Below are 24690 nucleotides of genomic sequence, written 5' to 3'. Positions count from 1 at the left end.
CGTAATTGCGATAAGTTAATCTTTTAGGAATACCGTAGGTTTCCCTTAACTCTCTGACATAAGAACGAATAGTACTGGGTGCTGCTTCTCTGTAATTAAACTGTTCCTCTAGCCAGTCTTCAATTTGAGCTGCGGACAGTTCTGGCTCATCACTCAGCCAGCTTAAAATAGTTTCTTTATATGGATCTAATTTTCTTTTCCGATTCGCTAAGGATTCTACCCACACAACTGCTTCGTTTGGTTCTTTCTTCAAATCACTAATTACTGTGTTACGGTGAATGCCAAGCATTCGACTAATTTTCGCATTTGAAAATCCTTTCTTTTTGTAATGATGCACTTTCGCAATTCTGTTCACTTTTTCAAAATCCACCTTCTTTTTCTCCTTCCAGTCAATAAACTAACGTTTCTAGTTTATCAAATGGAACGAAGTAATAGGGTAAAAGTGCACATTCTTATTTAGCAATAACTGCACAATACAGTCTAGCAGTTACATCGAGTTGTTTTTCAAGCACATCAAACAGCATCTGACCATTAAAACGTACTATTCACAGTCTGAACAAGGTGTAGAGAATCAAGTGATTCTTGCGATGATTGTCTACTTATTGACGTTACTGATGAAACTTAAATTAAGGTTGAAATCAACCCTCTTCACTATTTTGAGACAAATCAGAGCGTTACAGTTACAACCGTTTGAGTGTTTCAAAGAATCGTTCGCCCCTGGTTAAGTGAAAGAGAGTGCAAATAGACTAATCGACAGCTAAATAATCCCTAAAAATTTCTGGAAAAAGTCATCCCTTGCACCAGCAATTGACTTTTTTGGAAATTTTAACAAAAACTACTTGTGATAAAAGTAACAATGTATAAAAATCAATTATTCTAAGTTTTATGCCACACTAGTGATGTACAATATAATGATTTTTTTGATTGTATGTTCGATAATATATAAGAGTTATTCAGTTATTCAGTAAAACAGTTGGATTTGTTTTGCTGTTCTTTTATAATTTTTCACTTTTACAATAGAACTTGATCCTAATCAATTTTTATTTCATTGAAACATCCTATACTTGAGTCATCAACAAGGAATACAAATGAAAATGAAATTGGAGGGAATCAACATGCAAAGATATATATTAAGTAAAAAGAATTCCATTACACTGATCGGTGCAATTTTGATTGCACTTGCATTCTTCGGACGATTTTCCTTAGACAACATGGCCATTTTCAATTGGTCGCTCATCATTGCATCTATTCTTGGTGTAGCACCAATTGCGATTCAAGCCTTTCAGGCATTAAAAGTAAAAGTTGTCAGTATTGATGTTTTAGTTACCATTGCAGTAATTGGGGCAGTATTGATTCAAAATTATGAGGAATCAGCCATCGTTACTTTCTTATTCTTATTTGGTTCTTACTTGGAGCAACGTACCTTGAACAAAACACGTTCTGCCATTAAAGAATTAACAGAGCTGGCACCAGAAAGTGCTTTAAAGCAAATGGAAAATGGAGAATTTGAAGAAGTTGATGTCGATGATGTAGATGAAGGTGACATTTTATTAGTCAAAACGGGTGCAAAAGTCCCCGTAGATGGAACCGTGTTAACAGGTGAAGGTCACATTAATGAAGCAAGTATTACTGGAGAATCTCTACCTGTAAGTAAAAAGGTTGATTCTGAAGTATTTGCAGGATCTATCTTAGAAAATGGAACGATCCAAATTCGAGCTGATCGTGTAGGGGAAGATACAACATTTGGTAGAATTATCGAATTAGTGGAAGAGGCACAGGATTCCAAATCAGAAGCAGAACGTTTCATTGACCGATTCTCAAAATACTATACACCAGCTGTGTTAGTCCTTGGTTTTATTGTTTGGCTATTCTCAAAAGATATTGAACTAGCTATCACGATTCTTGTTTTAGGATGTCCAGGTGCATTAGTTATCGGGGTTCCTGTATCCAACGTTGCCGGTATCGGAAACGGTGCACGTAATGGTGTCCTCCTAAAAGGTAGTGAAGTTATCAATGACTTTAGCAGAGTAGATACTATCGTTTTTGATAAAACGGGAACATTGACAGTAGGAAACCCTGAAGTTGCCGAAAAAGAATTTTACGGCAACAACACTGAAGAAATTCTAGGATACTTAGCAAGTGTGGAGCGCGAATCGGACCACCCACTAGCAAAAGCTGTCTTACAGGATATTGGTGAGACAACTTTCTATACTGTTGAAGAAACAGAAGTCGTTAAAGGTGGCGGAATTGTAGCAAAAATAGGTGTTCATCGTATAGCCGTTGGTAACGTAGCGTTAATGGAAAAAGAAAATGTGAAATTAAGCGAAAAAGCTAAAAAAGACGTCGAACGCTTTGAGAAAAATGGGAATTCTCTTGTGTTAACTGCGGTTGACGGAGAATTAAACGTTCTGATGGGTATTCGGGATCAAATCCGTCCAGGTGTTAAAAAAGATCTTCAAAACCTAAAAAAACTTGGAGTCAAAAACCTAGTCGTTCTTTCAGGGGACAACCAAGGAACCGTAGATTTAGTTGCTCGAGAACTTGGGTTAACAGAAGCACACGGTCATATGCTACCGGAAGGAAAATCTGCTTATATCGAAAAAATGCAAGCAGAAGGCGGGATCATTGCCTTTGTCGGTGACGGAGTGAATGATAGTCCTTCACTAGCCTTAGCAGATATCGGAATCGCAATGGGAAGTGGAACAGATGTTGCAATTGAAACATCGGATGTTGTTTTAATGAATTCTGACTTTAGTCGTTTACCACACGCATTAGGCTTAACAAAATCAACTTCAAGAAACATGAAACAGAACATCACCATAGCAGTTGGTGTGGTATTAGTCTTACTTGCTAGCCTACTATTTAGTGAATGGATGAATATGTCAATCGGGATGTTGGTTCACGAAGCAAGTATCTTAGTAGTCATCTTGAATGGTATGAGATTGCTTCGATACCGTTTGAGAGGATAAATTTAATAGAAAGCTGTCTTGACGAATGATAAAGGGGAAGTATTCAGGTAGGAAGAACAAAATACTCCCTACTTTTTTCTTAAAACTTGATTTGCGTCAATTTTATTTCGTTGAACCTCAGCTATACTTAAATTGTAAAGAAGAAGAGGGAAAACAAAAAAAATAAAGATAAGATGAAAGGAGAAATAATTCATGCAAAAAGCAGTTATTCAATTAGAAACATTATCTTGTCCATCTTGTATGCAAAAGATTGAAAATGCGGTGAAAGGATTAAATGGGGTTAATCAAGATAGCTTAAAAGTATTATTCAATGCCAGTAAAGTAAAAGTAGATTTTGATTCAGAAACGATCACCATTAACGATATCGAAAAAGCCATTGAAGACTTAGGATATCCAGTCGTCAAATCAAAAGTAAAATCGGCCTAAGACCAAAAAACCACAAGAAAGAGGGAACGAATAATGTCTGAACAAACATTTAACGAAGTAATAACAAACCATTTTGAAAAGCTGGATTTATACACCACTGCAATTACACGGGCCCATGGTAAGAATCACCCAGAAGCCTTTGAAGTACGTGAATTGTTTGAAACAATTAGTGGAAAAGTAAAAGACGCAGGTACGAACAAACCTGACTTAGATGCTGAATTTGCTCAATTACGAAAAATCACAGACAACTACACCATTCCTGGAGATGTATGTGAAACGTATGCAGGCACATTCGAGATGTTATCAGAAGTAGATAAAGCATATCAGGCTTAAAGTAACTCAAAAACAAAAGAATAGATTGGTTTACGGTCGTTAAAAAATGAAGGGGGAAATGATTTATGCAAAAAGCAACGATTCAATTAGAAACCTTATCTTGCCCATCTTGTCTCCAAAAGATTGAAAATGCGGTGAAAGGAATAAACGGTGTGAATCAAGATAGCTTGAAAGTAATGTTCAATGCTAGTAAAGTAAAAGTAGATTTTGATTCAGAAGCAGTCGCTATTAACGATATCGAAAAGGCAATTGAAGACTTAGGATATCCTGTTGTCAAATCAAAGGTAAAACCTGCTTAATCGAGTGAATAGAAAGGAAGCCTAGGATGCCCTCTTAGGCTTTTTATAAAAAGGAGAGGTTATTTTGGAAAAAAACCAATGTTGTCATCACCAACATGGACATGCAGAATGTATTCGTATTGTTCCCATTTTCAACCATTTGGAAGACTCACAAATGGATTTGATTGCGGAATCTGCCAAGACACTTCATCTACAAAAAGGGGAAATGTTATTCCGTGCAGGTGAGAAAGATGATACCTTATATATTATCAATTCAGGTAAGGCTCGGATTTACCGCTTATCGGATTCTGGAAAAGAACAACTTGTTCGCATTTTAAATCCCGGTGATTTTACAGGTGAAGTCGCCATTTTCCAACCTGGAAGTATTCATGATAACTATGCGGAAGCACTACAAAATACATCCATTTGTTTAATTAAACGAGAGGATTTACAAGAGTATTTGGTGGAATATCCGCAGATCTCATTAAAAATACTGTCAGAAGTAACGATGCGTTTGAAGGATTCTGAAAAACAAACCACACAAGTAGCGATTGAAAATGTAGAAACCCGCATTATATCCTTTTTAGCTGAGAATGTTGAAAAGGGAAGTGGCAATAGTCCAACGATTATCTTACCGATGTCCAAAAAGGATTTAGCCTCGTATCTTGGTACCACACCAGAAACAATCAGCCGTAAATTTACTACTCTAGAAGAACTTGGATTGATTAAACAGTTACCGAAAAAGAAAATTAGAATAATGGATTTAGATCAATTGTTACTTCATACTGAATAAATATAAGAGAGTAGCGTGCTATCATCTAACGGGTTAAGTTTAACCTAATTCCGAAAGAAGTCTCCCACTTCTAAACGCGTGGGGGCGAAGCACCAGTGAAAGTGGGAGATGAATGTCGGTCAAGCCCGAAAAATTGCTTCTTTGTACATTCCTATGAATCATGGTATACTTGCGAAACAGTAGTTTGAACGTCTATGAACTTCTGTGAAGTCCAAAGAATAAAAAACCAGGTCTTAAAAAAGCGCGTAAATCTCCACAATTCTCAAAACGTTAATTATTGGAGCCGTTGCGGCTTAAACTTAATACTGCAGTACAAAAAGGCATCAGCATTCTGCTGGTGCCTTTTTGTTTTTAGTGCCTCTGAAAGATGACAACACGCTAGTGAAATAAAATGAAAAAGCATCAATTAAAGAGGTGGTGGAACAAATGACTCCAAAAGAAAAAATGCAGAAACTGATAAAGAATAAGCAAGGCGGCGGAAAAGATATCCAAAGAAGCATAGCCAAAAATGACCAGAAATATATGCGGAAAGCTCCGATTATTTTCAAGTAAACTTATATTCAGTATTTCAAGACACTTTCCTTCTGGAAGGTGTCTTTTTGTCTAACCGAAAACTGATTTTTGAGCAAAGAACACCCGTTTTATTACACTTAGCCGCAGATTTTCTCAAGTTTTTCAGTCGATATCTATCTCGTAACTTCTGTAATAGTGCCGTTCCGGGAGCTGTAATGTGATATGATTTTAAAAACCGAATAAGAATGATAGTATAAACTAAATGAAACCGATGACTAGAGGCACCCAGTTTTATCCCATAATAGAGGATGATATAATGATTTAATTGTTCTGGAAATGAAAGATTATTGTATTTTTACTAGAGATGGTGAGAGGATGTATACATTATGCAGATGCAGTTTGAAATGTGGAGCACGTTTCATTACTTTATGATCGTTTTTCCTTTTGCGCTCGCCGTTACATTATATATATTCACTCGATACAAAGCATTTGCAGTAAAGAGACGTGTTGCCATAGCGATGGGGATAATCCTGGTAGGCATATTAGCTACCAGACAAATTTATGTTTTCAGTACCGACGGCTTGGGTCCTGAGGTATTCCCGTTCCACATCTCTCACTTTGCCAACATCCTGCTGCTTATGGTTGCGATTAATCCTGCTCGTCGTGTGATTAGCACGATTGCCTGGTGCTTGGCTGTACCTGCAGGTCTGGCAGCCATCATATTTGCCGATGCACTGGAAACATACAGTAATGTACTTAGCATCCGAGGACTTTCCTATATTTTTGGGCATATGCTGATTGTAGCGACGGGGCTATACCTGCTGTTAACAGAGATGATCCGGATTGATCGGAGAGCCCTTTTAAAAGCTTATGCGATTGTGGTGCCGCTTTATGTGTTGTCAGTTATCGTAAATAACTGGTTCACTGATATTTTTAATGAGCAAGCCAATTATTTATTTACCTATACACCGGGATCGGCAGCGCCTTTAGTGTACTTGTATAGCCTCGGCTCTGATATCACAGTATCTGGAATGACATTCAATCCGGTTTACATACTGTCCCTTACCATTATAGGAGCGGTCGTCATGTTCCTGATGTATATTGTGGCGAAACTGTTTTATTCCAGAAAAGATTCCGACGTTCAAAGGAAACTAGCTAACTAAAAATAAAATAAAGTTGTAAAGGAGCGATTGAAATGCAGGAGCGATTATCAACTGGACGAATCGACACGGTTTCAAAACTCATCGCAGCTTCTCCTCATACGCTTTTTCAGGCCTTCATCGACCCGGATTCAATAATCAAGTGGCTTCCGCCTGAAGGGATGAGAGGGGAAGTCGCCCTATTCGAACCACATGTTGGCGGAATGTATCGACTGATTCTCTATTATGAAAAGAAAGAACAGATTACAGGAAAAACGACTATAGATTCTGATGTTTCGGAAGGGACTTTCGTTGACGTTGTGCCGGATATGAAAATCGTCATGGCAGGCGCTTTCGATTCGGAAGACCCTGACTTAAAAGGGGTGATGACGATGACCTGGTAATTTGAAGAGAATCTGGAAGGAACCAAGATTACGGTCATTGCAGAAAATGTCCCGCTCGGAATCAATAAGCAGGATCATATCGATGGATTGAACTCTTCACTGGACAATCTGGAATACTTTGTTGAAACAAGGTAGCTGTGCTTTGTTAATATACTTTATAGGTAGTCTCCTAATAGAACTGTACAAAACTTTGTTCGTTAAGATTATAACCGATTGTTAAATGAAAAAATGTAATATTTTCGAGATATAGAGCTAAAAGGCGTACATTTACAATTTTAATACAATTAATTTACGTATTTTTATGGAAATCTCTCCGCGGATTAGTTATGCTGTAAAAGGTGTTGCATGTGTCATTACTTATTCTTAATGACTTGGCTGTAACCCAACTATATTTTAGGAGAGATGTCATGATTTTCAAAAGCAAAACTTTTGTACTTAGTTTATTATCTTCCAGCATACTATTTTCGGCTCCGCTGGTAGTTTCGGCTGATGAAGACAACAACACAGAAGAAGGATCTGAAGTCGTCACTGTTTCATCAGAAAGTTTCGATTTGACTGTATTTCATACTAACGATATACATGCCAGTATCGATAATTTTGGTAAAATGTCTTACTTTCTAACTGAACAACGTGCTCAGCTTGATAATTCTCTCTATCTGGATGCTGGAGATATTTTCAGTGGGAATCCTGTTGTTGATCTTCAGGATGGAGAACCAATCATCACCTTACTTAATCAAATGGGTCTGGAGTTAATGGTTGTCGGGAATCACGAATTTGACTACGGACAGCGTGTATTCCAGGATAGAAGAGACGAATCACATTTTAACTGGATTTCTGCAAATACTCGAGTTGTTGATTCCTCCATTGCCATTGAGCAGATGGATCCCTATGAGATTTTTGAATTTGATGATTTCTCTGTCGGTGTCTTAGGTCTGACTCAAAACCCACCTGCGACAAATCCTGCTGGGATAGCTGGACTGGAATTTGATTCCTATGTAGACACAGCGTTACAGTATGAATATCTAAGAGACGAAGTAGACATTCTGATTGCCTTGAATCATATTGGGTATTCAGCAGACCGTCGTCTGGCAGAAGAAGTGGATTTCTTTGATCTGATTATCGGCGGACACTCACATACACTGTTGACCGAGCCGCAGATCGTTAACGGGACACCAATCGTTCAAGCCGGCAGCAACTCCAGTCATATTGGAGTCGTTGATTTGTCGATTGATGGAGACACAGGTGAAGTATCTGTTGATGGACGCGTTCAGGCAGTTGCCGATTTAAGTGACGATAATGTTGATGAAGAAGTACAGAATCTGGTCGATCAATACAACCGTGATTTGGAAGAAGTGTTATCTCAAATCGTTGGTTTTACTAATACAGGTCTCAGTCGAGAGGGGCGCGATTTTGGCGATGTTGCTCTAGGAAATATGATCACAGACGGTATCAGAAGCTACGTTAATGCAGACATAGCAGTCACTAATAATGGAGGAATTAGAGCAAGTATTGAACCGGGAGATATTACGGCTAGAGACGTGTTTACAGTCGATCCTTTCGGAAATGAACTCTCTATTTTGGACATTACTGGACATGATTTAAAAGAAGTAATCACCTATTCTGTAAACCGTAGAATGACTGATGCCGGCCCAGGAATAGATCTGCAGACATCAGGGTTAAATTATATTGTCTATTACAATGATGAGGACCGATCCTTTGCAGAAGTCGATCTCTATATTAATGGAGAACCGATGGATCTCGATCAAACGTATCGTCTGGCAACAAACAACTTTATTGCCTCTGGTGGAAGTGGATATGATTTCTCAAATGCTACAATTGTGCAGGAAGATGCGGGTCAGATAACAAGCGCAATTATTCAGCACCTGCAGGACGTAACTGCAGCATTGGGTGCAGTTGACTACGCTACGACAGAAGGACGTATACAGAGCCTACCGATCTCTGAACGTGCTGTAGCAGAGGTACCATCAGATGATGATGAAGAGCCAGTTGAAGAGGACGATGAATCAATTGAAGAAGATGAAGAACCTATCGAAGAAGAACAGGTTGAAGAAATCGTAGAGAATGATGAAACTTCGGAGGAAACAGAAGACATGGAAGAAGTTGAAGAAAATCCGGAGGAAGAAACTGAAGAAATATCGGATGAAGTCAGTGAGGAGCCAATTGAAAGTGGATCTGATCTAGATGAAGAACTTGAGGGTGTAGAATCAGAACAAGTTGCAGAGGGTACCACTGAAGAAGAACCATCTGCTGAAGATGAGAGTGCTGCAGAAGTGGAGACGGAGACTGAACTGGAAAGACTTCCAGAAACAGCTACTGTTACCTGGACCGTTGGTTTAGTTGGACTGGGATCAATTGCAACTGGCACCGCAGCTCACTTTGTCAAAAAGAAAAAATAAAAAAGAAACGTATCTGTTGTGAGAATCTCAGATGAATAATTTGGAAGAACTCCTTTTCGAAGGGGTTCTTTTTTACATCTATAGTGTATAATGACATGAAAAGTAATAGATGTGCATGCATTATTTTAAGGAAAAAGGAAGAATGCCCAATGGAAATTAACAACCTCATTGAAGCTAAAACAAGGCAAGAATTAAGGCAATGGCTTGAAAACAACGCGAAGACTGCAGACTTCTGCTGGGTGATAGTAAGCATGAAGGATCAGGAGGGTGTTATCCAATACCTTGATGCAGTAGAGGAAGCCATCTGTTTTGGCTGGATTGATAGCACGATGAAGAAAACTGCTGATAATCAGTTAGCTCAAAGGTTGTCCCCAAGAAAGAAGAGGAGTACTTGGACAGAGTTAAATAAAGAACGAGCAAGAAGACTGATTAAGCTGGGTCTGATGAAAGAAGAAGGGCTGAACAGTCTTCCTGACATGCGACCAGAGTTGTTCACTATAGACAAAGAGATCAAAGCGCTTTTGAAAGCAGACGATCAGACATACCAGAACTTCATCAATTTTCCAGAATTATACAGGCGTATCAGACTGGATACGATACAAACATATAAAAATCAGCCTGAATTGTATATCAAACGGTTGAATAAGTTTCTTGAACAGACGAAAGAAAATAAAATGTACGGACAATGGAATGATAATGGTCGATTGATCAACTACTAATTGCTAGTTATTGTCTCAAATATTTGATTTTTTAACCTGAAAAAATGAATCTGTGCACAAGTGACATGCTGAGAAAAAAGCGTCAAAATAAAATCGTTCCTATAGTTAATCGTCTCAGTGGTCAGTAAAAAGTTCAAGACATTCTCTAATGAGAGTGTCTTGAACTTTTTAGGTTAGTAGTGCATTTCACTCTTCCATATGTGCATGTTGTCCAAAACTGGTTGAATCCTTCATAGAGACTATATACACTGAAATTACTACAAGAGAGGGTGAGAGGATGAAGCTAAATCTAACGGAGGACAGATCATTAAAAGAGGCGGTCATTGACATTACATATAACATGTTTGATCGACGCATACAGAAAATAGTAGATACGATCAACATGGGAAATGTGAAACTGGAAGGGGTATTGAAAGATAAGCAATATTACCTCGTAAGTCACGACGTCTGCTATTTTGAAAGCGTAGATGGGCGATCCTTCATATATACTGAAAGTGACGTGTACGAGTCTAAAGAAAAGTTATATGAACTGGAAGAAAAGCTTAAAGGGACATCCTTTGTCAAAATCAATAAACAGACGCTATTAAATATGGACTATCTGGCCAGTGTGGCACCGATGGAAAACTATAGACTGGAAGCAAGCCTGAAAAATGAAGAGAAGCTGATCATCAGCCGTCATTACATGAGGGAAGTAAAAAGGTATTTAAATATTTAGTGGAGGGATTATTTATGATTAAAGATTTCATTTCGAGTTATATGAACACCATGACTTTTGTATTTTCAGTAGTCGTGCTGTTGAACGCTGCTTTGGATTACTTCCAGATTATAAATATAGGTAATGTCAGTTTGTCAGTGCTGTTACTTGCAGTCATAATCATACTTCTATGTTTGGTCTCTTACGGCACAAGTTACCTAAGCGTTAAATCAGCAAGAGTGTATCACGTGATCAATTGTGGCTTCCAATTGATTATTTTTAATTTAGTAATTAGTTTATTTGGTACTTTTGATAATTCAGTAGCGGGTTTAATGATGAACACTGTGCTATTTATTGGAATCTACTATTTTAGCGTCCAGAGAAGAAAGAGAGAACTTAGACAACTGGCTCAGGCAATTAATCACCAGTTAGCTAAATAGATAGAAGGGCAACATCTACAGTTACTATAGTTGCTAAAAATAATAACCCAATAAAACGGATGTACCAGTATCTAGGCGCACACTGGTACATCCGTTTTTAGTTTTGCTATATAGGTGGATCCCTGATAATGCACTCATTCTTATGTGCCGGGTGGATAAGCTACACATTATCAAGTAAGACTAGTTAAAAGTAGTTCAAGCCAAGTTTAAGAGCAAGGCTATTACAACCGCTAAACCCAGTTGCTCCAACACATTCAGTAAGAATAAACTAGTATTGTACACAATATTGTGTACAATGACAATCAATGTAAACCACGCTCTTCCCTATTGTAAACGCTTAAACATTAAGTCTACAATAAGATTATCAAAAGACGGCATTACTTTTTAAGGAGGAGTTATACATGGCAAAAGATTTTTGGCAACGGTTGGGTAAATCATTAATGACCCCCATATCATTAATAGCCGCTGCGGGTATATTTCTAGGAATAGCTGCAGTGCTGCAAAATCCAAGTATCGTTGGAGAGACATTTATTAATATGACTGCAGTTCAAAGCGTCATTGGTATTATTCGGGCACTTGCAGGTGGGATATTCGGGAACTTACCAATATTGTTTGCAGTTTCCATTTCATTTGGACTTGCTCGAAAGGAAAAGACAACAGCAGCTTTTGCGGGTGTGATTGGCTTCCTGTTATTCCATATCACCATTCAGTATCTTCTGCAGGCCAATGATATTACTGCAGCAACGTATTCTGTAGAAGCTTTAATGGAAACAGGACTGACTGAAGTACAAGCCACACAAACGGCTTCTCAATATGAATCAGTTCTAGGCATCTTTACATTACGGATGAATGTTTTCGGAGGAATCATTGTGGGGATGCTTGTATCTTATCTTCATAACACCTTTCACACCATCGACTTACCGACAGCAATTAGTTTCTTTGGAGGTAAACGATTTGTTCCAATCGTTACGACTGTCAGCATTCCGTTCCTGGCTATATTGATGTACTTCGTATGGCCGTTCTTTGGTGCTGCAATCGAAGGAATCGGAAACATCATTGCTCAGGCAGGACTACTGGGGACCTTCTTATTCGGATTTCTGGAACGATTACTTATTCCAACGGGTCTTCATCATATTTTAAATCAGCTGGTTCGCTTTACTCCAATTGGCGGAGTTGCAGAAATAGATGGCAATCAAGTTGTTGGAGCATTGAACATTTTCAATACCTCTCTTGCTCAAGATTCACCAGATCTGGGAGTGATGGCGGAAGCTACTCGTTTTCTTGCACAAGGTAAGATCCCTTTCATGGTATTCGGCTTACCGGCTGCAGCTTTTGCGATGGTGAAAGTGGCTTATCAGGAAAAGAAGAAAGACGTCAAAGGGTTAATGTCAGCATCTGGTTTAGCCAGCTTCACTACAGGAATCACTGAACCCATTGAATTCTCATTTATCTTTGTTTCCCCAATTTTATTCATCTTCCATGCTTTTATGGCCGGGTTATCCTTTATGTTGATGGATGCTCTCGGAGTAGTCATTGGTAACGTACAAGGTGGGGTCATTGATCTGTTTGTTTTCGGTATCCTCCAGGGGACGGCCACAAACTGGTTCTGGGCAGTATTAGTAGGACTCATTTACGCACCAATCTATTACTTTGTATTTAAAACAGTCATTGAAAAAAGAAGAGTACTGACTCCAGGTAGAGATGTTAATGATGATGAAATGGATATCGAGACAGATTCTAAAGTTTCAGAAGATAAATTAGGTGACGCTATTGTCAATGCCCTTGGTGGTGCCGGTAATATTCAAAGTATCGACAACTGCTTCACACGGCTTAGACTTGTACTGGGAGACACAAGTAAAGTTGATGAAGCCGGGTTAAAGAAAACCGGAGCAGCAGGCGTGGTCAAAATTGATGAAACGAATTATCAAGTGATCTATGGACCGAAAGTAGAGTCCATAGCACCCAAAGTGAAAGGAGCAGCAAATTATCATGAAGAATAAAAAAAGCAGAATCGTATTAGTAGGTGGAGGATCGACATGGTCTCCGGGTATCCTTAAGGCCATGACCACACACTTAAACGAATTTCCTATTGAAGAAATAAAGCTGTATGACATCGATGCAGAACGTCAGGAAGTTATTGGAGAGTTTGCCAAAATTCTTTTTAAAGAAGAAGCGCCTGAGGTGAAAGTCAGTTATACGACTGATGAAGAAGAAGCATATCGTGATGTGGACTTTGTCTTCTGTCAGATGCGAACCGGCGGCTTTGATATGCGGGAAAAAGATGAAAAAATTCCTATGAAGTATGGGGTGATCGGTCAGGAAACATGCGGGCCAGGTGGGTTTGCTTATGGTTTGCGTTCCATTCGAGATATGGTTCAAATGGTCAATAGTGTAAGACAATATTCGCCGGATGCCTGGATCTTGAACTATACTAATCCAGCAGCTATAGTAGCCTTGGCTTTAGACAAGATCTTCCCGGAAGAAGAGCGTATTCTCAATATATGTGATCAGCCAGTCAATTTACTGCGTTCGTTTGCAAGCTTGATCGATTACGATGCAGACAAACTGGAGCCGGTCTATTTTGGGCTTAATCATTACGGCTGGTTTACCAACTTATATGATGAGGATGGAAAAGATAGAATGCCTGAAATCAAGGATATCATTTTGAACGGAGGATTCAGACCAGTAGATGCTGAACAGCGCGATCAGTCCTGGCTGGATACTTATGCGATGGTTGAAGACATGCTGATAGATTTTCCAGATTATTTACCAAACACGTATCTCCAATATTACTTGTATCCTGAGTATAAGTTTTCAAAAGCAGATCCGACGCGCACACGTACCGATGAAGTACGAGAAGGCCGAGAGAAAAAAGTCTTTGAAGAATGCAGGCGGATTGTTGAAAATGGCACAGCCAAAGATTCTACAGTCGTTCACAACGATGCGCATGGGGATATGATGGTTGAAGTGGCTGGATCAATCTTCCATAACTTGCGAAAAACCTATGTCGTTATGGTCAGAAATAACGGAATTGTTTCAAATCTCCCAGATGACAGCATGATTGAAGTAGCTGCCAGTCTGAGTATTAATGGCCCTCAGCCCTATGCAGTTGGACCGATCGATACTTTCTACAAAGGCCTGATCGAGTCTCAGCACGGCTATGAGAAGCTGACAGTTGAAGCTTACATGGAGGGGTCTTATACTAAAGCACTACAAGCACTGACGCTCAACCGTACGGTAGTTGATGCGAAGAAAGCTAGACAGGTCCTGGATGCTTTAATAGAGGCTAATAAGGAGTATTGGCCTGAATTAAAATAAGTAAATGACAATAAAGACGGGTGGTGTATGCACCCGTCTTTATTTATGTTGTGGAAGTATCGAGATGGTGATACTGTTCAATGTATTTGTCGAACAAGTAATTTGTCAAATAATGAATAGAAAAGCGGTCAGTCGCATCAAGCCCATTAATTTTTAAAGGGGAGCTGAATCCATATAGTTGAAGATCAGTCAGGTTAGCCAATGCATTTGAAGAAAAGCCGGTGATACTCAGTGTTTTTGCGCCAGCTATTTTTGACCGGCTCGTAGCTGCATAGACATTCGACTGATGACGTCCGCTTATACTGATTGCAATGGCGAGATCTTTTTCGCTCATTATTTGAGCGTTGTGTTTCATTATGTGAGGGTCAATAAAAGTTTGACTTTGCTTGCCTACGATTTTTAATCGCTCACTAAACTCTTCAGCTGGGAAACGGGATAAGCCAACTGCAAAAAATAATATATTATCTGCTTCATGAATAGCCCGAGTCATATTCGTGATGGTTTCTTCGTTTATAAGCTGTTTAGTTTTAATGATCATATCATCTAGAGAATAGAGTTCGCCAAGAGACTTTTGGATTTTCAGTGCTGCTACAAAATCTTCCTTGAATTGCTGAAACCCCGAGAAATCTAATTTTTGGGTTAGACGAATGATGGTGTTTGGAGAAGTATAGAAATGGCCAGCCACCTCTCGAATAGTTGTATCGAGTAAATTTTCGCCATGATCTAATAAGTACGAGAGTATCTCTTCTTCATTTTCGTTCAAAAATTTACGGTTCTGTTCTAACTTGTCATAAAAGCTCATGTTGTCACCTCTCAATCTTTTCTATAAGTGTATCAGAGAATCAAAGTAAAATAACCACTAATATTGAATAGGCTAAGTCTTGCTGAAAAGTAGTCAGAAAAATCAGTTCTTAAGTAACATCATTCACCTCTAAGATACATAGGAATTAAACATTAGTATAATGATCTTGCTGTATAATACAACTTACAATATTTAAATTTGATCTGATATAATTAAAAGCTGGAACAAGCAATCGGCATAGAAAGCAGGAAAAGGTATGACTAAACGACTGATAACATTAACACTTCTGTGGATAAGTTTAATACTGTCCGGGTGTGCTGAACTGGAAACTCTTCTAGAAGACGTGACAGAAACCACTCAGACCAGTCAGGAAGAAGGAGAGGATCAGTTTAATCCCGATCTACTGGAGGGGTTGGATGCAGAAGGCTACTACTCAAGCCCGGAAGATGTGGCCCTCTATATTTACACATTCGAGGAGCTGCCGGAGAATTATATGACTAAGGAGGAAGCGCGTGAATTGGGCTGGGAGGCCAGTGAAGGAAATTTATGGGACGTGACAGATGAAATGCTTATAGGTGGAGATTATTTCAGAAACCGCGAAGGCTTGCTGCCTGAAGAAGATGGGAGACGGTATTTTGAAGCAGATGTCAATTATGAAGGAGGCTACCGTGGCGCTGAGCGTCTGGTCTACTCCAATGACGGACTGATTTATTATACCGACGACCATTACGACAGTTTTACACTGCTTTATGGGGAGGAATAGCATATGCGAGAAGTTGAATTGGATGGAAGACTGATGATCAGCAGAGAAAAAGTGCATGAGCTCCTGCAGGAACAACTGAAGCTCGCGGGCTACCACGGACACAACCTGGATGCCTTATTCGATGCCCTAGTGTCTCATAGCCAGAATATGGATATTACACTCTTTCATAAATCTGCATTAGTAGTGAACCTCGGACAGTATGGAGAAGCACTCATTTCTACATTTAAAGATGCAGAAGCCGGCAATAAGCATATCAGGTTCAAAATCATTTAGAGTATAAAAAACCGACACACCAACACCTATTTTATTATAGATAGGTCTGTCTGCATCATTTAGCTCGTAACTTTCATCTTTGACGATTTTATAAATGAACAGAAAAATAAACTATCCTCATTCAAACAAATCCAGGACTATGCTGGCTGAATATGTTTGGATGTGGATAGTTTCGTGTGGATCAGTATTAAACTATTTAAGCACTCTGTTTAAGAAGCAGCTGTGTAATGTCAGCTGGTGAAACAGGTCGACTGTACAGGAAGCCTTGCCCGTAAAGGCAGCCGGACTCTTTCAGAAAATCAGCCTGATCAGGGGTTTCAATGCCTTCTGCAACCACTTTGCTGTTCAGTGTGGTTCCCAGGTTTATGATAGTATTGACTAGCTGAACATTATTCTGGTCTTCTGACAATCTTGAAAGGAAAGATTTGTCGATTTTGATCGTATCTATCGGAAGAGAATTGAGGACGCTTAAGGATGAATAACCCGTTCCAAAATCGTCGATTGCAATTTCAATGCCCATGTTTCTTAAATGATCGATCGTCTTGGATGCTTTTTCAGTATTCAAAAGAACACTCTCTGTGATTTCGATAGTTAATTGTTCCGCGTTAAATTGATTGTTGCTTAATATTGTACTTATCTTTCTGGAGAAGAGTGGATCTTCGAATTGAGTGTTGGAGACATTTACTGAAAGACGCATATTCATTCCAGAATCCTGCCACAGTTTGGTCTGTTTAGTTGCTTCATCTATGACCCAAAGCCCAATTTCGCTCATGATTCCTAATCTTTCTGCAAGTGGGATGAATTCCAGAGGCATGACGGTTCCCAATTCCGGGTTATTCCATCGGATCAGCGCTTCAGTTTCAAAAATTTCCCCTGTTACTAAATTAATGATCGGCTGATAATGAACCTCAAATTCTTCTAATTGAACAGCTCTTTTCAGATGCTGTTCCACAGTGTTTCTCCGAACTTCAGCTTCTTCAAGCTCGGGGTTGGCAAATCGGTAAGTGTTCTTTCCTTGTTCTTTAGCTCTGTACATAGCCCGGTCAGCTTTTCCGATGAGCCCTTCGATTGTCGTATCATCTTTTGGATACATACTGATGCCAATACTTGCAGATATCGTACTGTCTTCCACTTTCAAATCGTAAGGGGTCTTAAACGTCTCAATTAGCCCGTGAACGACTTTAATGAATTGCTTATACGCTCTGTATCTGAGGATAACGATAAATTCATCTCCACCATGTCTGGAGACCATCCCTTTGTTTCCGATAAATCGTTGCAGGCGATCACCGATCTGGACGAGAAGTTTGTCTCCGACATTGTGTCCATAACTGTCATTGATGAACTTGAAGTGATCAAGATCGAGAAACAGGACGGCTAGTGACTCTTTGTTTTCAGAACATTTAGACATTTCGTCTTCCATATGCTGCATCAGTTTCTTTCTGTTCGGCAGCCCGGTCAGATAGTCATGAGTAGCATTGTGATAAAGTTTCTCTTCGAGCTCTTTTCGCTCGGTGATATCATAGGCCACTCCGGTTAAATGAGTCACTTTATTTTTTTCATTAAAAATCGGTTTACCCCATGCATCCAACCAGCGGATTTCTTCATCTCCATTTCTGAAACGGAACGAGCGGTTTGAAGGAAGGCCTGATTTCAGTCTGGCGTAATGCTCTTCTGCAATATGCATGTCTTCAGGGATCACACGGTCTTTCCATAACTCATAATTCTTCATGAATTCATCTCTTGAAAACCCGTAAACCTGTTCGAAACCTTGAGAGGGCAGGAAAGTTTTTTCCGCAAAGTCAATGGTCCATAGATAGGCGTTGTTATTATCGAATAAAGAGTTCAACTCGTTTTCTCTTAAAAGCAGTTTCTGTCGATTCTCTTTATATTTCTGGTTGATTTCATGTACACCATCTAGTTGCCGATACTGATAGAGTGTATACACAAGCAGGATTAAAATAAGAATATGTAAGATTGCAGTGATTGGAGTGTACGAAACATTATAATGATTCAAGATATAAGGGATCGCAAAGAAACCGACAAGACAATAAGTGACATAAATCAGTCCTCTTTTTGTATGTTTCGACGACATAAGCATGGTATCTCCTTTTTCAGTTTAAATTAACACAGTAATCTCCTTTTAGTGTATGTCAGGAAAATTAAATGCTAGAATAAATATATCAGACATAGGGAAGCTAAGCCAGTAATTATCCCTAATTTGAACTATTTAGTAGTAAGATGCCCCAGACTTAAGAAAATATTCTTGCTACATTAATAATTTTTGAATAGAAAATGACGGTAATAATAGTTATGGAATGAAATTAAATTGAAGATTAATAGATACAAGGAGGGCTAAACTAATGAAAGTAGTTGTCATAGGTGGAAGTGGACATATTGGTACGTATCTGGTGCCGAAGCTGGTCAGGCAGGATCATCAGGTAACGATGATCAGTCGCGGGAACCGTGAGCCTTATATCAAAGACCGGGCATGGGATAAAGCAGAGCATGTGGCGCTGGACCGAAGCAGTGACCCGCTCTTTTCACAGAAAGTGGCTGAAATGAATGCGGATGTCGTGATCGATCTGATCTGTTTCAAAGTGGACGAAGTCAAAGAGATGGTGGAAGCCCTCAAAGAAACTAACCTGTCGCATTATCTGTATTGCTCGACCATCTGGACGCATGGCAGGGCCGAAACGATTCCGGTTGATCCGAATGGAGAAAAGCACCCGATGGACGAATACGGGAGGCAGAAATATGAGAGTGAGAAATACCTGCTGAATGAATATCGGGTGAATGGTTTTCCGGCTACGATGATCAGTCCAGGTCAGATCTGTGGTCCAGGCTGGTCGATCATCAATCCGCTGGGGCACGGGGATGATAAAGTGTTTCAGGCAATAGCGGACGGGAAGGAAATCAGTCTGCCGAATCTGGGGATGGAAACACTGCATCCGGTTCATGGAGAAGATATTGCCCAGATGTTTGTCGATGCGATGACTCACCGGACTCAGGCGCTGGGAGAGAATTTCTATGCTGTGTCCGAAGAGTCGCTGACCCTTTACGGGTATACGATGGCCATGTACCGCTTTTTCAAGCAGGAGCCAAGCATTACTTTCCTTTCATGGGACAAATGGGTCGATTACGTGGATGATGAAAGACTCAGCAGCATATCGTATTATCACCTTGCTAGAAGTGGGCACTTCAGTATTGAAAAAGCGAAGACCCTGCTCGGTTTCCGTCCGAGGTATTCGGCTGTACAAGTAGTTGAGTCAGCTGTTCAGAGTTATATTGACCGGGGGATTATAACGCTCAAGTAATGATGATGGAAATGTCTATAACATTGTTCTTCCAATAATGAGAAGGAGGAAGTGGATGACTTTGAGAAAAAGACTGGCTTTAATCGGTTTGACCTGTTCGATGCTTTTGACTCTTGCGGCTTGTGCGGTGACTAATGAAAGTGATGAAACAGTTGAAACGGAACCCAATCAAACGGATGACGCAGGAGAGGATCCTGACCTGTCTCCACCGGGACTGACCATTCAGGTCGGGGAAGAAACGGTCCGGCCGGTGCTTGGCATATATAGATGGAGTATCGATAACGAAGACGGCACAACGACGACTACAGTTGTTGATGCTGCTGCTCCCCCGGAACTGGTCAGAACTATGGATCCAGTAGAAGCGACATCTGACATGTCTGTCACCTTTGACTTTGAAGAGGAGCCCGACGATTATTCGATCCGGATCTGGGAAAATGAATCGACCACCACCGGATCGTCGTCGGATATTGATTTGTCCGGTCAGGGGGAAGTCGTTTACGAAGTGCAGGCAGAGTGGGAACAGGGAGAAGCAAGTTATGCATTTTCTCTGATCTTAGAGTAGAAGATAATTCGTTTAAGGCGTATAATACATGATGTGATAATCAGAACTGGACCTTCTGTAAAGACGAGGGTCTGGTTTTTTGCGTCGGTTTACATTAAACTGTTCAAGTTGGACTTTATTATCATACAGTGACGTGTGATCTTTTAAAGTTCTGCCGGATTACATTATAGAATCAATAGATAAGGAGATCGTTAAGCAATGACATATGCACTTGAAATACAAGGCTTAAAGAAGGTCTATGCAGGAGGCGTGGAAGCTCTGCGAGGTATTGATCTGACTGTTGAAGAAGGAGATTTTTATGCCCTTCTTGGACCGAATGGAGCCGGGAAATCTACGACGATCGGTATCGTCACGTCTTTAGTGAATAAGACTTCAGGAAAAGTAAAAGTCTTTGATTATGATCTGGACACGCAGCTGATGCAGGTCAAAAGACAGATCGGGCTGGTTCCTCAGGAATTCAACTTCAATCCGTTTGAAACCGTCCAGCAGATTGTCGTGAATCAAGCCGGTTACTACGGGGTTTCCCGCAAAGAAGCACTGGAGCGCAGTGAGAAGTACCTGAAGCAGTCTGATCTCTGGGAAAAGAGAGGGGTCCGGGCACGCATGCTGTCCGGTGGGATGAAACGTCGTCTGATGATTGCCCGTGCTTTGATGCATGAACCGAAGCTGCTGATTCTGGATGAGCCGACTGCCGGTGTGGATATAGAGCTGCGCCGCGAGATGTGGACCTTCCTGAAAGAATTGAATGCCAAAGGAACTACCATTATTCTGACCACCCACTATCTGGAAGAAGCGGAAATGCTCTGTCGCAATATCGGGATCATTCAAAAAGGGGAACTGATTGAAAATACGAGCATGAAGTCTCTTCTGGCGAAACTTCAATTTGAAACCTTTATTCTGGACCTCGATTCATCAGACAGACAACCGGTCATTACTGGTTTTGACTTTGAAATGATCGAAGATTCGACATTGGCAGTAGAAGTTGCCCGCGATCAGGGTATCAACGAGGTGTTCAGTCAGCTGACCGAACAGGGAATCAAAGTTCTGTCCATGAGAAACAAATCGAATCGTCTAGAAGAGCTCTTTCTGAAAATTACGGAAGAAAAACACGTAGTGGAGGATGCACATGTTTAGTCTATATTTTACAGCGTTAAAAAGTCTGGCGGTCAAGGAGACGAACCGCTATTTAAGAATCTGGGTCCAGACCCTAGTTCCACCAGTCATAACGACTTCCTTGTATTTCGTTATCTTCGGAAATCTGATCGGCGGACGAATCGGTGAAATGGAAGGCTTCTCCTATATGGAATTTATCGTACCCGGACTGATCATGATGTCGGTCATTACAAGTTCCTATTCGAATGTCTCGTCATCCTTCTTTTCTCAGAAATTTCAGAAGAACATCGAAGAACTTTTAATTGCACCCGTTCCGACGCATATCATTATGTGGGGATTCGTCGTAGGGGGACTTGGAAGAAGCATACTTGTAGGAACACTTGTCACGATTATTTCTCTGTTCTTCGTACCGCTGCAAGTCTACTCGTGGAGTGTAGTCACTCTGACACTTCTGATGACATCTATTCTCTTTTCACTGGCTGGACTTCTGAATGGAATCTTCGCACAGTCTTTTGATGATGTGTCGATTGTTCCGACATTCGTCTTACAGCCGCTGACTTATCTGGGTGGGGTATTTTATGCTATTTCAATGCTGCCGCCATTCTGGCAAGCCGTTTCCCGCGTGAACCCGATCGTCTACATGATTTCTGGTTTCCGCTTCGGCTTCCTGGGTGTCATCGATGTACCAATCGTTTTCTCTGTCCTGATTCTGATCCTTTTCATCATCGTTTTATATTCTATCGACTGGTATCTGATTGAAAAAGGCCGGGGACTGCGAAGTTAATTATAATCTTACTATTCAGGAAGACATTGCCATAAAAAATCAAACTCTCGCCTGTCGGAATTAGTGTATTCAACTGATTCCGACAGGCTTTTATATAGGGGTAAAAAGTTTTTTAGTCGTCCCAGGTTTTAGTGTGACAGCCCAGTAATAGTCCTGTCTGTGTTTTTACAAATGTTACTTACAAAAAATAAGATAAAAGACTTGCTTTTTTATCAGTTAACATGTAAACTGATTTTATAGAAAGGAATGATACCGGTGAAAAGAAATACGTTAGCGTCACTGATCTGGGTTCGCATTACGCGATTTACACATCAGAGTGCATTGTTGTCCAACGACTTTCTGAAAAGCTTTGACATCACGGCCGCTCAGTTCGATGTACTGAATCAGATTGGCACCTATCAGCCTTTGTCCCAAAGTGAACTGGCCGAGAAGATTACGATTTCAGCCGGTGGCATTTCGAGGATGCTGAGTAGACTGGAGCGGGACGGATATATCCAGCGGACCAGTGAATGGAAGACAAAGTGGATCAGCCTGACTGATAAAGGCGAAGCGAAACTGGAAAGTGTGTTCGAACACCAGCTGGCATTTCAGACATCGCTGATGGAGGACTGCCTGTCCAGAGAAGAACAGAAGACTTTATATAAATTGATGACGAAAGTCCAACGACACACAGAAAAAGAACTGGGCCAGTAGTGCCCGATTTTTTTACTTGATCAATTGACTAGTCAAATAAAGATTACAGGAGGGAAACACATGTCAACAATTTTAGGACATCACCATATTTCCATGCTGGTGAAGAATGCAAAAGAGACGGATCATTTTTACAAAAATATCCTGGGACTACGCCGAGTCAAAGTTACCGTCAATCAGGACGACCCGTCCATGTATCACTTATTTTACGGAGACAAGACTGGTACTCCGGGAACGGGCCTCACCTTCTTTGAAATGCCGAACATCGGGCGTACACACAGAGGGACGAATGCAATCACCCGGATCGGTCTGATGGTACCGACGGAAGAAAGTCTGAACTACTGGAAAGCACGTTTTGAGGAGCTGGATGTCTACCACGGCAGTATCACAACTTATGCCAGACGTCAGGCTATTAAATTTGAAGATCCGGATGGGCTGCAGCTTGTTTTACTAGTAGCGAACGGTGAAGAAATGTCTCACTGGGAAAGTTACCCTCAGTCAGAGGTGCCTGAAGATCATCAGATCCGAGGCATGGGACCGATCGAAATAACGGTACGCAACAGCGAAAAGCTTGCTCACACACTGACCGAGCTGATGGGTTATGCTCCTGTTTATCAGGAACATACAGACACGCTTTATCAGACCCAAAAGAGAGACAGTTATGGGGAAATTCTGGTCAAGCACCTCGATGGCCCCGACGAACGTCCTGGAAGAGGAAGCATTCATCATCTGGCTATTCGAGTCAGTGAAAAATCCGAGCTGAACTATTGGGACGATTTGGCGAGAACTAATCATTTTGCCTCGTCCGGTCTGGTTGACCGCTATTACTTCCAGAGTCTCTACTTCAGGGAGTCAAACGGCATCCTGTTTGAGATAGCCACAGATAAACCGGGATTCACAGTCGATCAGAGCAGTGATCAGTTAGGCGAGTACCTCGTTCTTCCACCGTTTTTGGAAGACAGACGTGTTGAAATTGAAAGTAACCTGACCCCATTGGATTAAAGTAAAACAGACTATGGAATAGAAAAGGAGATAATTAAAATGACAGAAAAACTAAACATCGGTATTATTTTAGGCAGCACACGAGATGGACGTGTCAGCCCTCAGGTGGGTGACTGGGTCAAAGAAATTGCAGATGAACGCGGTGATGCCAACTATGAAATCGTAGATATCCTTGATTATCAGCTGCCGTTTCTAGGCACTACCGACGGAACTGAGCCGGGAATCGCTGACTGGAAGGAAAAAATCAGTGAACTGGACGGCTATGTTTTCATCGTTCAGGAATACAATCATAGCTTTTCTGGGGTACTGAAAAATGCAATCGACCATTTAAGAGAAGAATGGCACGACAAAGCGGCAGGCATAGTCAGCTATGGATCGACTGGTGGCGCACGCGCGGCAGAGCACTTGCGCGGCGTCATGGCTGAGCTGAAAATTGCTGACGTTCGGGTTCACCCGACCTTGTCTCTGTTTACGGACTTCGAGAACTTTAAGACATTCAAACCGGCTGAACTCCACTTGAGTAACATGCATGCCATGCTCGATCAGGTCAATGCCTGGAGCGGTGCGTTGAAACCATTGAGAGTGAAAGAAGAAGCTGAAGTAAAATAAAATAGTGATGAAGCAGGTCAGATTGATATGCTCCCCTTATAGTAGACAGAGAAATAATAAAAATTCTCTGACACATTAAGGGGAGTATTTTTATGTCTAAACGAACGACAACACACAGTATAAACGAACGATATGAAATCGTTGAAAAAGTAATTAATGAAAGAGAATCTATTTACTCTTTGGCCAAAAGGGAAGGAATAGATTCTTCGACTATTAAAGGATGGCTTCGCAGTTATCGAGCTAAAGGGATTGAAGGATTAAAAGAATCCATAGAGTGGAATACCTATTCAGACAAACTAAAGAGACAAGCAGTTGAGCATTACCTAAACACCCCA

26 protein-coding genes and 2 pseudogenes are annotated in these 24690 nt (G+C 40.6%); 25 read left to right on the top strand and 3 right to left on the bottom strand.

All coding sequences use genetic code 11. From position 1 onward, the window contains the following. Window positions 1-370 (bottom strand): annotated as a pseudogene (locus BMX79_RS11775) (helix-turn-helix domain-containing protein); the annotation flags it as partial. Between the two features lie 121 nt (window positions 371-491). On the opposite strand from BMX79_RS11775, the pseudogene BMX79_RS12750 reads away from it, so the two are divergent. The 15 genes and pseudogenes from BMX79_RS12750 to BMX79_RS11710 all read left to right on the top strand — a co-directional run. Further along, window positions 492-609: pseudogene (locus BMX79_RS12750) on the top strand (IS4 family transposase); the annotation flags it as partial. A 506-nt stretch (window positions 610-1115) separates the two neighbouring features. Next, window positions 1116-2969 carry a heavy metal translocating P-type ATPase gene (locus tag BMX79_RS11770; protein WP_091482928.1) on the top strand — a complete coding sequence of 618 codons (1854 nt, stop codon included), beginning with the start codon at window positions 1116-1118 and terminating at the stop codon, window positions 2967-2969. 192 nt (window positions 2970-3161) lie between these two features. Continuing rightward, window positions 3162-3395, top strand: coding sequence for a heavy-metal-associated domain-containing protein (locus tag BMX79_RS11765; RefSeq protein WP_026907430.1), 234 nt, complete (start codon window positions 3162-3164; stop codon window positions 3393-3395). A 33-nt stretch (window positions 3396-3428) separates the two neighbouring features. Beyond that, window positions 3429-3728 (top strand): hypothetical protein, encoded by a 300-nt coding sequence (locus tag BMX79_RS11760; RefSeq protein WP_026907429.1) that lies wholly within the window; start codon window positions 3429-3431, stop codon window positions 3726-3728. Window positions 3729-3793: 65 nt separating this feature from the next. Beyond that, window positions 3794-4027, top strand: coding sequence for a heavy-metal-associated domain-containing protein (locus BMX79_RS11755; RefSeq protein ID WP_026907428.1), 234 nt, complete (start codon window positions 3794-3796; stop codon window positions 4025-4027). A 64-nt stretch (window positions 4028-4091) separates the two neighbouring features. Then, on the top strand, window positions 4092-4799 hold the full coding sequence (locus tag BMX79_RS11750) for a Crp/Fnr family transcriptional regulator (RefSeq protein ID WP_091482926.1): 708 nt from the start codon (window positions 4092-4094) through the stop codon (window positions 4797-4799). 426 nt (window positions 4800-5225) lie between these two features. Next, window positions 5226-5351 carry a hypothetical protein gene (locus tag BMX79_RS12745; RefSeq protein WP_034299989.1) on the top strand — a complete coding sequence of 42 codons (126 nt, stop codon included), beginning with the start codon at window positions 5226-5228 and terminating at the stop codon, window positions 5349-5351. A gap of 347 nt (window positions 5352-5698) precedes the next feature. Beyond that, window positions 5699-6475 carry a TMEM164 family acyltransferase gene (locus tag BMX79_RS11745; RefSeq protein ID WP_091482924.1) on the top strand — a complete coding sequence of 259 codons (777 nt, stop codon included), beginning with the start codon at window positions 5699-5701 and terminating at the stop codon, window positions 6473-6475. Between the two features lie 32 nt (window positions 6476-6507). Beyond that, the gene (locus BMX79_RS11740; protein ID WP_091482922.1) at window positions 6508-6855 is read left to right on the top strand and encodes an SRPBCC domain-containing protein; all 348 of its coding nucleotides are present in this window, start codon (window positions 6508-6510) and stop codon (window positions 6853-6855) included. A gap of 407 nt (window positions 6856-7262) precedes the next feature. Continuing rightward, on the top strand, window positions 7263-9272 hold the full coding sequence (locus BMX79_RS11735) for a bifunctional metallophosphatase/5'-nucleotidase (RefSeq protein WP_091482920.1): 2010 nt from the start codon (window positions 7263-7265) through the stop codon (window positions 9270-9272). A 149-nt stretch (window positions 9273-9421) separates the two neighbouring features. Next, complete coding sequence (locus BMX79_RS11730; RefSeq protein WP_091482918.1) at window positions 9422-9991, top strand: YdeI/OmpD-associated family protein; 570 nt, start codon at window positions 9422-9424, stop codon at window positions 9989-9991. A gap of 277 nt (window positions 9992-10268) precedes the next feature. Beyond that, window positions 10269-10706 carry a LytTR family DNA-binding domain-containing protein gene (locus BMX79_RS11725; protein ID WP_091482916.1) on the top strand — a complete coding sequence of 146 codons (438 nt, stop codon included), beginning with the start codon at window positions 10269-10271 and terminating at the stop codon, window positions 10704-10706. 14 nt (window positions 10707-10720) lie between these two features. Then, window positions 10721-11125, top strand: coding sequence for a hypothetical protein (locus tag BMX79_RS11720; RefSeq protein WP_091482914.1), 405 nt, complete (start codon window positions 10721-10723; stop codon window positions 11123-11125). Window positions 11126-11526: 401 nt separating this feature from the next. Further along, window positions 11527-13125, top strand: a complete 1599-nt coding sequence (locus tag BMX79_RS11715) for a PTS transporter subunit EIIC (protein ID WP_246117704.1) — start codon at window positions 11527-11529, stop codon at window positions 13123-13125. Then, window positions 13115-14443, top strand: a complete 1329-nt coding sequence (locus BMX79_RS11710) for a 6-phospho-alpha-glucosidase (protein WP_091482912.1) — start codon at window positions 13115-13117, stop codon at window positions 14441-14443. Before BMX79_RS11715 ends, BMX79_RS11710 begins: the two co-directional genes overlap by 11 nt. Window positions 14444-14486: 43 nt before the next feature. Here the strand turns inward: BMX79_RS11710 and BMX79_RS11705 are convergent, their stop codons facing one another. Then, a complete protein-coding gene (locus BMX79_RS11705; RefSeq protein WP_091482910.1) occupies window positions 14487-15245 on the bottom strand; it encodes a MurR/RpiR family transcriptional regulator in 759 nt (252 codons plus the stop codon). 256 nt (window positions 15246-15501) lie between these two features. Here BMX79_RS11705 and BMX79_RS11700 point away from each other — a divergent pair, with 256 nt between their 5' ends. After that, window positions 15502-16008 carry a ribonuclease domain-containing protein gene (locus BMX79_RS11700; RefSeq protein ID WP_091482908.1) on the top strand — a complete coding sequence of 169 codons (507 nt, stop codon included), beginning with the start codon at window positions 15502-15504 and terminating at the stop codon, window positions 16006-16008. 3 nt (window positions 16009-16011) lie between these two features. Beyond that, window positions 16012-16281: a barstar family protein gene (locus tag BMX79_RS11695; protein WP_091482905.1), complete on the top strand. Its 270-nt coding sequence runs from the start codon at window positions 16012-16014 to the stop codon at window positions 16279-16281. A 196-nt stretch (window positions 16282-16477) separates the two neighbouring features. Here the strand turns inward: BMX79_RS11695 and BMX79_RS11690 are convergent, their stop codons facing one another. Further along, a complete protein-coding gene (locus BMX79_RS11690; protein WP_170231053.1) occupies window positions 16478-18373 on the bottom strand; it encodes a putative bifunctional diguanylate cyclase/phosphodiesterase in 1896 nt (631 codons plus the stop codon). 268 nt (window positions 18374-18641) lie between these two features. Between BMX79_RS11690 and BMX79_RS11685 the strand changes: the two genes are divergently transcribed. The 8 genes from BMX79_RS11685 to BMX79_RS11650 all read left to right on the top strand — a co-directional run. Continuing rightward, window positions 18642-19595, top strand: coding sequence for an NAD-dependent epimerase/dehydratase family protein (locus tag BMX79_RS11685; protein WP_091482901.1), 954 nt, complete (start codon window positions 18642-18644; stop codon window positions 19593-19595). A 55-nt stretch (window positions 19596-19650) separates the two neighbouring features. After that, window positions 19651-20157, top strand: a complete 507-nt coding sequence (locus BMX79_RS11680; protein ID WP_091482899.1) for a hypothetical protein — start codon at window positions 19651-19653, stop codon at window positions 20155-20157. 198 nt (window positions 20158-20355) lie between these two features. Next, window positions 20356-21291 (top strand): ABC transporter ATP-binding protein, encoded by a 936-nt coding sequence (locus tag BMX79_RS11675; RefSeq protein WP_091482897.1) that lies wholly within the window; start codon window positions 20356-20358, stop codon window positions 21289-21291. After that, entirely contained in the window at window positions 21284-22054 is a 771-nt protein-coding gene (locus BMX79_RS11670; RefSeq protein ID WP_091482895.1) for an ABC transporter permease, read from the top strand. The genes BMX79_RS11675 and BMX79_RS11670 overlap by 8 nt, the downstream gene beginning before the upstream one ends. A gap of 255 nt (window positions 22055-22309) precedes the next feature. Beyond that, window positions 22310-22747: a MarR family winged helix-turn-helix transcriptional regulator gene (locus BMX79_RS11665; protein WP_091482893.1), complete on the top strand. Its 438-nt coding sequence runs from the start codon at window positions 22310-22312 to the stop codon at window positions 22745-22747. Window positions 22748-22807: 60 nt separating this feature from the next. Next, complete coding sequence (locus tag BMX79_RS11660; RefSeq protein WP_091482891.1) at window positions 22808-23746, top strand: ring-cleaving dioxygenase; 939 nt, start codon at window positions 22808-22810, stop codon at window positions 23744-23746. Between the two features lie 39 nt (window positions 23747-23785). Next, a complete protein-coding gene (locus BMX79_RS11655; protein ID WP_091482889.1) occupies window positions 23786-24355 on the top strand; it encodes an NADPH-dependent FMN reductase in 570 nt (189 codons plus the stop codon). A gap of 92 nt (window positions 24356-24447) precedes the next feature. Then, window positions 24448-24690: helix-turn-helix domain-containing protein (locus BMX79_RS11650; RefSeq protein WP_143059451.1), on the top strand; the 243-nt coding region annotated here is incomplete at its 3' end.

Source organism: Alkalibacterium pelagium (assembly GCF_900109325.1).
In the GTDB taxonomy this organism is placed as follows: domain Bacteria; phylum Bacillota; class Bacilli; order Lactobacillales; family Carnobacteriaceae_A; genus Alkalibacterium; species Alkalibacterium pelagium.
Note: the sequence above shows the minus strand (reverse complement) of the source record. Positions and strands in the feature narration are given on the sequence as shown.

Bases quoted from the DNA above. Each gene is read 5' to 3' on its own strand.
- BMX79_RS11675 (WP_091482897.1), top strand. From the start codon at position 20,356: ATGACATATGCACTTGAAATACAAGGCTTAAAGAAGGTCTATGCAGGA.
- BMX79_RS11735 (WP_091482920.1), top strand. From the start codon at position 7,263: ATGATTTTCAAAAGCAAAACTTTTGTACTTAGTTTATTATCTTCCAGC.
- BMX79_RS11760 (WP_026907429.1), top strand. From the start codon at position 3,429: ATGTCTGAACAAACATTTAACGAAGTAATAACAAACCATTTTGAAAAG.
- BMX79_RS11715 (WP_246117704.1), top strand. From the start codon at position 11,527: ATGGCAAAAGATTTTTGGCAACGGTTGGGTAAATCATTAATGACCCCC.
- BMX79_RS11700 (WP_091482908.1), top strand. From the start codon at position 15,502: ATGACTAAACGACTGATAACATTAACACTTCTGTGGATAAGTTTAATA.
- BMX79_RS12745 (WP_034299989.1), top strand. From the start codon at position 5,226: ATGACTCCAAAAGAAAAAATGCAGAAACTGATAAAGAATAAGCAAGGC.
- BMX79_RS11690 (WP_170231053.1), bottom strand. From the start codon at position 18,373: ATGTCGTCGAAACATACAAAAAGAGGACTGATTTATGTCACTTATTGT.
- BMX79_RS11670 (WP_091482895.1), top strand. From the start codon at position 21,284: ATGTTTAGTCTATATTTTACAGCGTTAAAAAGTCTGGCGGTCAAGGAG.
- BMX79_RS11770 (WP_091482928.1), top strand. From the start codon at position 1,116: ATGCAAAGATATATATTAAGTAAAAAGAATTCCATTACACTGATCGGT.
- BMX79_RS11730 (WP_091482918.1), top strand. From the start codon at position 9,422: ATGGAAATTAACAACCTCATTGAAGCTAAAACAAGGCAAGAATTAAGG.
- BMX79_RS11655 (WP_091482889.1), top strand. From the start codon at position 23,786: ATGACAGAAAAACTAAACATCGGTATTATTTTAGGCAGCACACGAGAT.
- BMX79_RS11740 (WP_091482922.1), top strand. From the start codon at position 6,508: ATGCAGGAGCGATTATCAACTGGACGAATCGACACGGTTTCAAAACTC.
- BMX79_RS11705 (WP_091482910.1), bottom strand. From the start codon at position 15,245: ATGAGCTTTTATGACAAGTTAGAACAGAACCGTAAATTTTTGAACGAA.
- BMX79_RS11685 (WP_091482901.1), top strand. From the start codon at position 18,642: ATGAAAGTAGTTGTCATAGGTGGAAGTGGACATATTGGTACGTATCTG.
- BMX79_RS11720 (WP_091482914.1), top strand. From the start codon at position 10,721: ATGATTAAAGATTTCATTTCGAGTTATATGAACACCATGACTTTTGTA.
- BMX79_RS11660 (WP_091482891.1), top strand. From the start codon at position 22,808: ATGTCAACAATTTTAGGACATCACCATATTTCCATGCTGGTGAAGAAT.
- BMX79_RS11680 (WP_091482899.1), top strand. From the start codon at position 19,651: ATGACTTTGAGAAAAAGACTGGCTTTAATCGGTTTGACCTGTTCGATG.
- BMX79_RS11745 (WP_091482924.1), top strand. From the start codon at position 5,699: ATGCAGATGCAGTTTGAAATGTGGAGCACGTTTCATTACTTTATGATC.
- BMX79_RS11765 (WP_026907430.1), top strand. From the start codon at position 3,162: ATGCAAAAAGCAGTTATTCAATTAGAAACATTATCTTGTCCATCTTGT.
- BMX79_RS11755 (WP_026907428.1), top strand. From the start codon at position 3,794: ATGCAAAAAGCAACGATTCAATTAGAAACCTTATCTTGCCCATCTTGT.
- BMX79_RS11725 (WP_091482916.1), top strand. From the start codon at position 10,269: ATGAAGCTAAATCTAACGGAGGACAGATCATTAAAAGAGGCGGTCATT.
- BMX79_RS11695 (WP_091482905.1), top strand. From the start codon at position 16,012: ATGCGAGAAGTTGAATTGGATGGAAGACTGATGATCAGCAGAGAAAAA.
- BMX79_RS11710 (WP_091482912.1), top strand. From the start codon at position 13,115: ATGAAGAATAAAAAAAGCAGAATCGTATTAGTAGGTGGAGGATCGACA.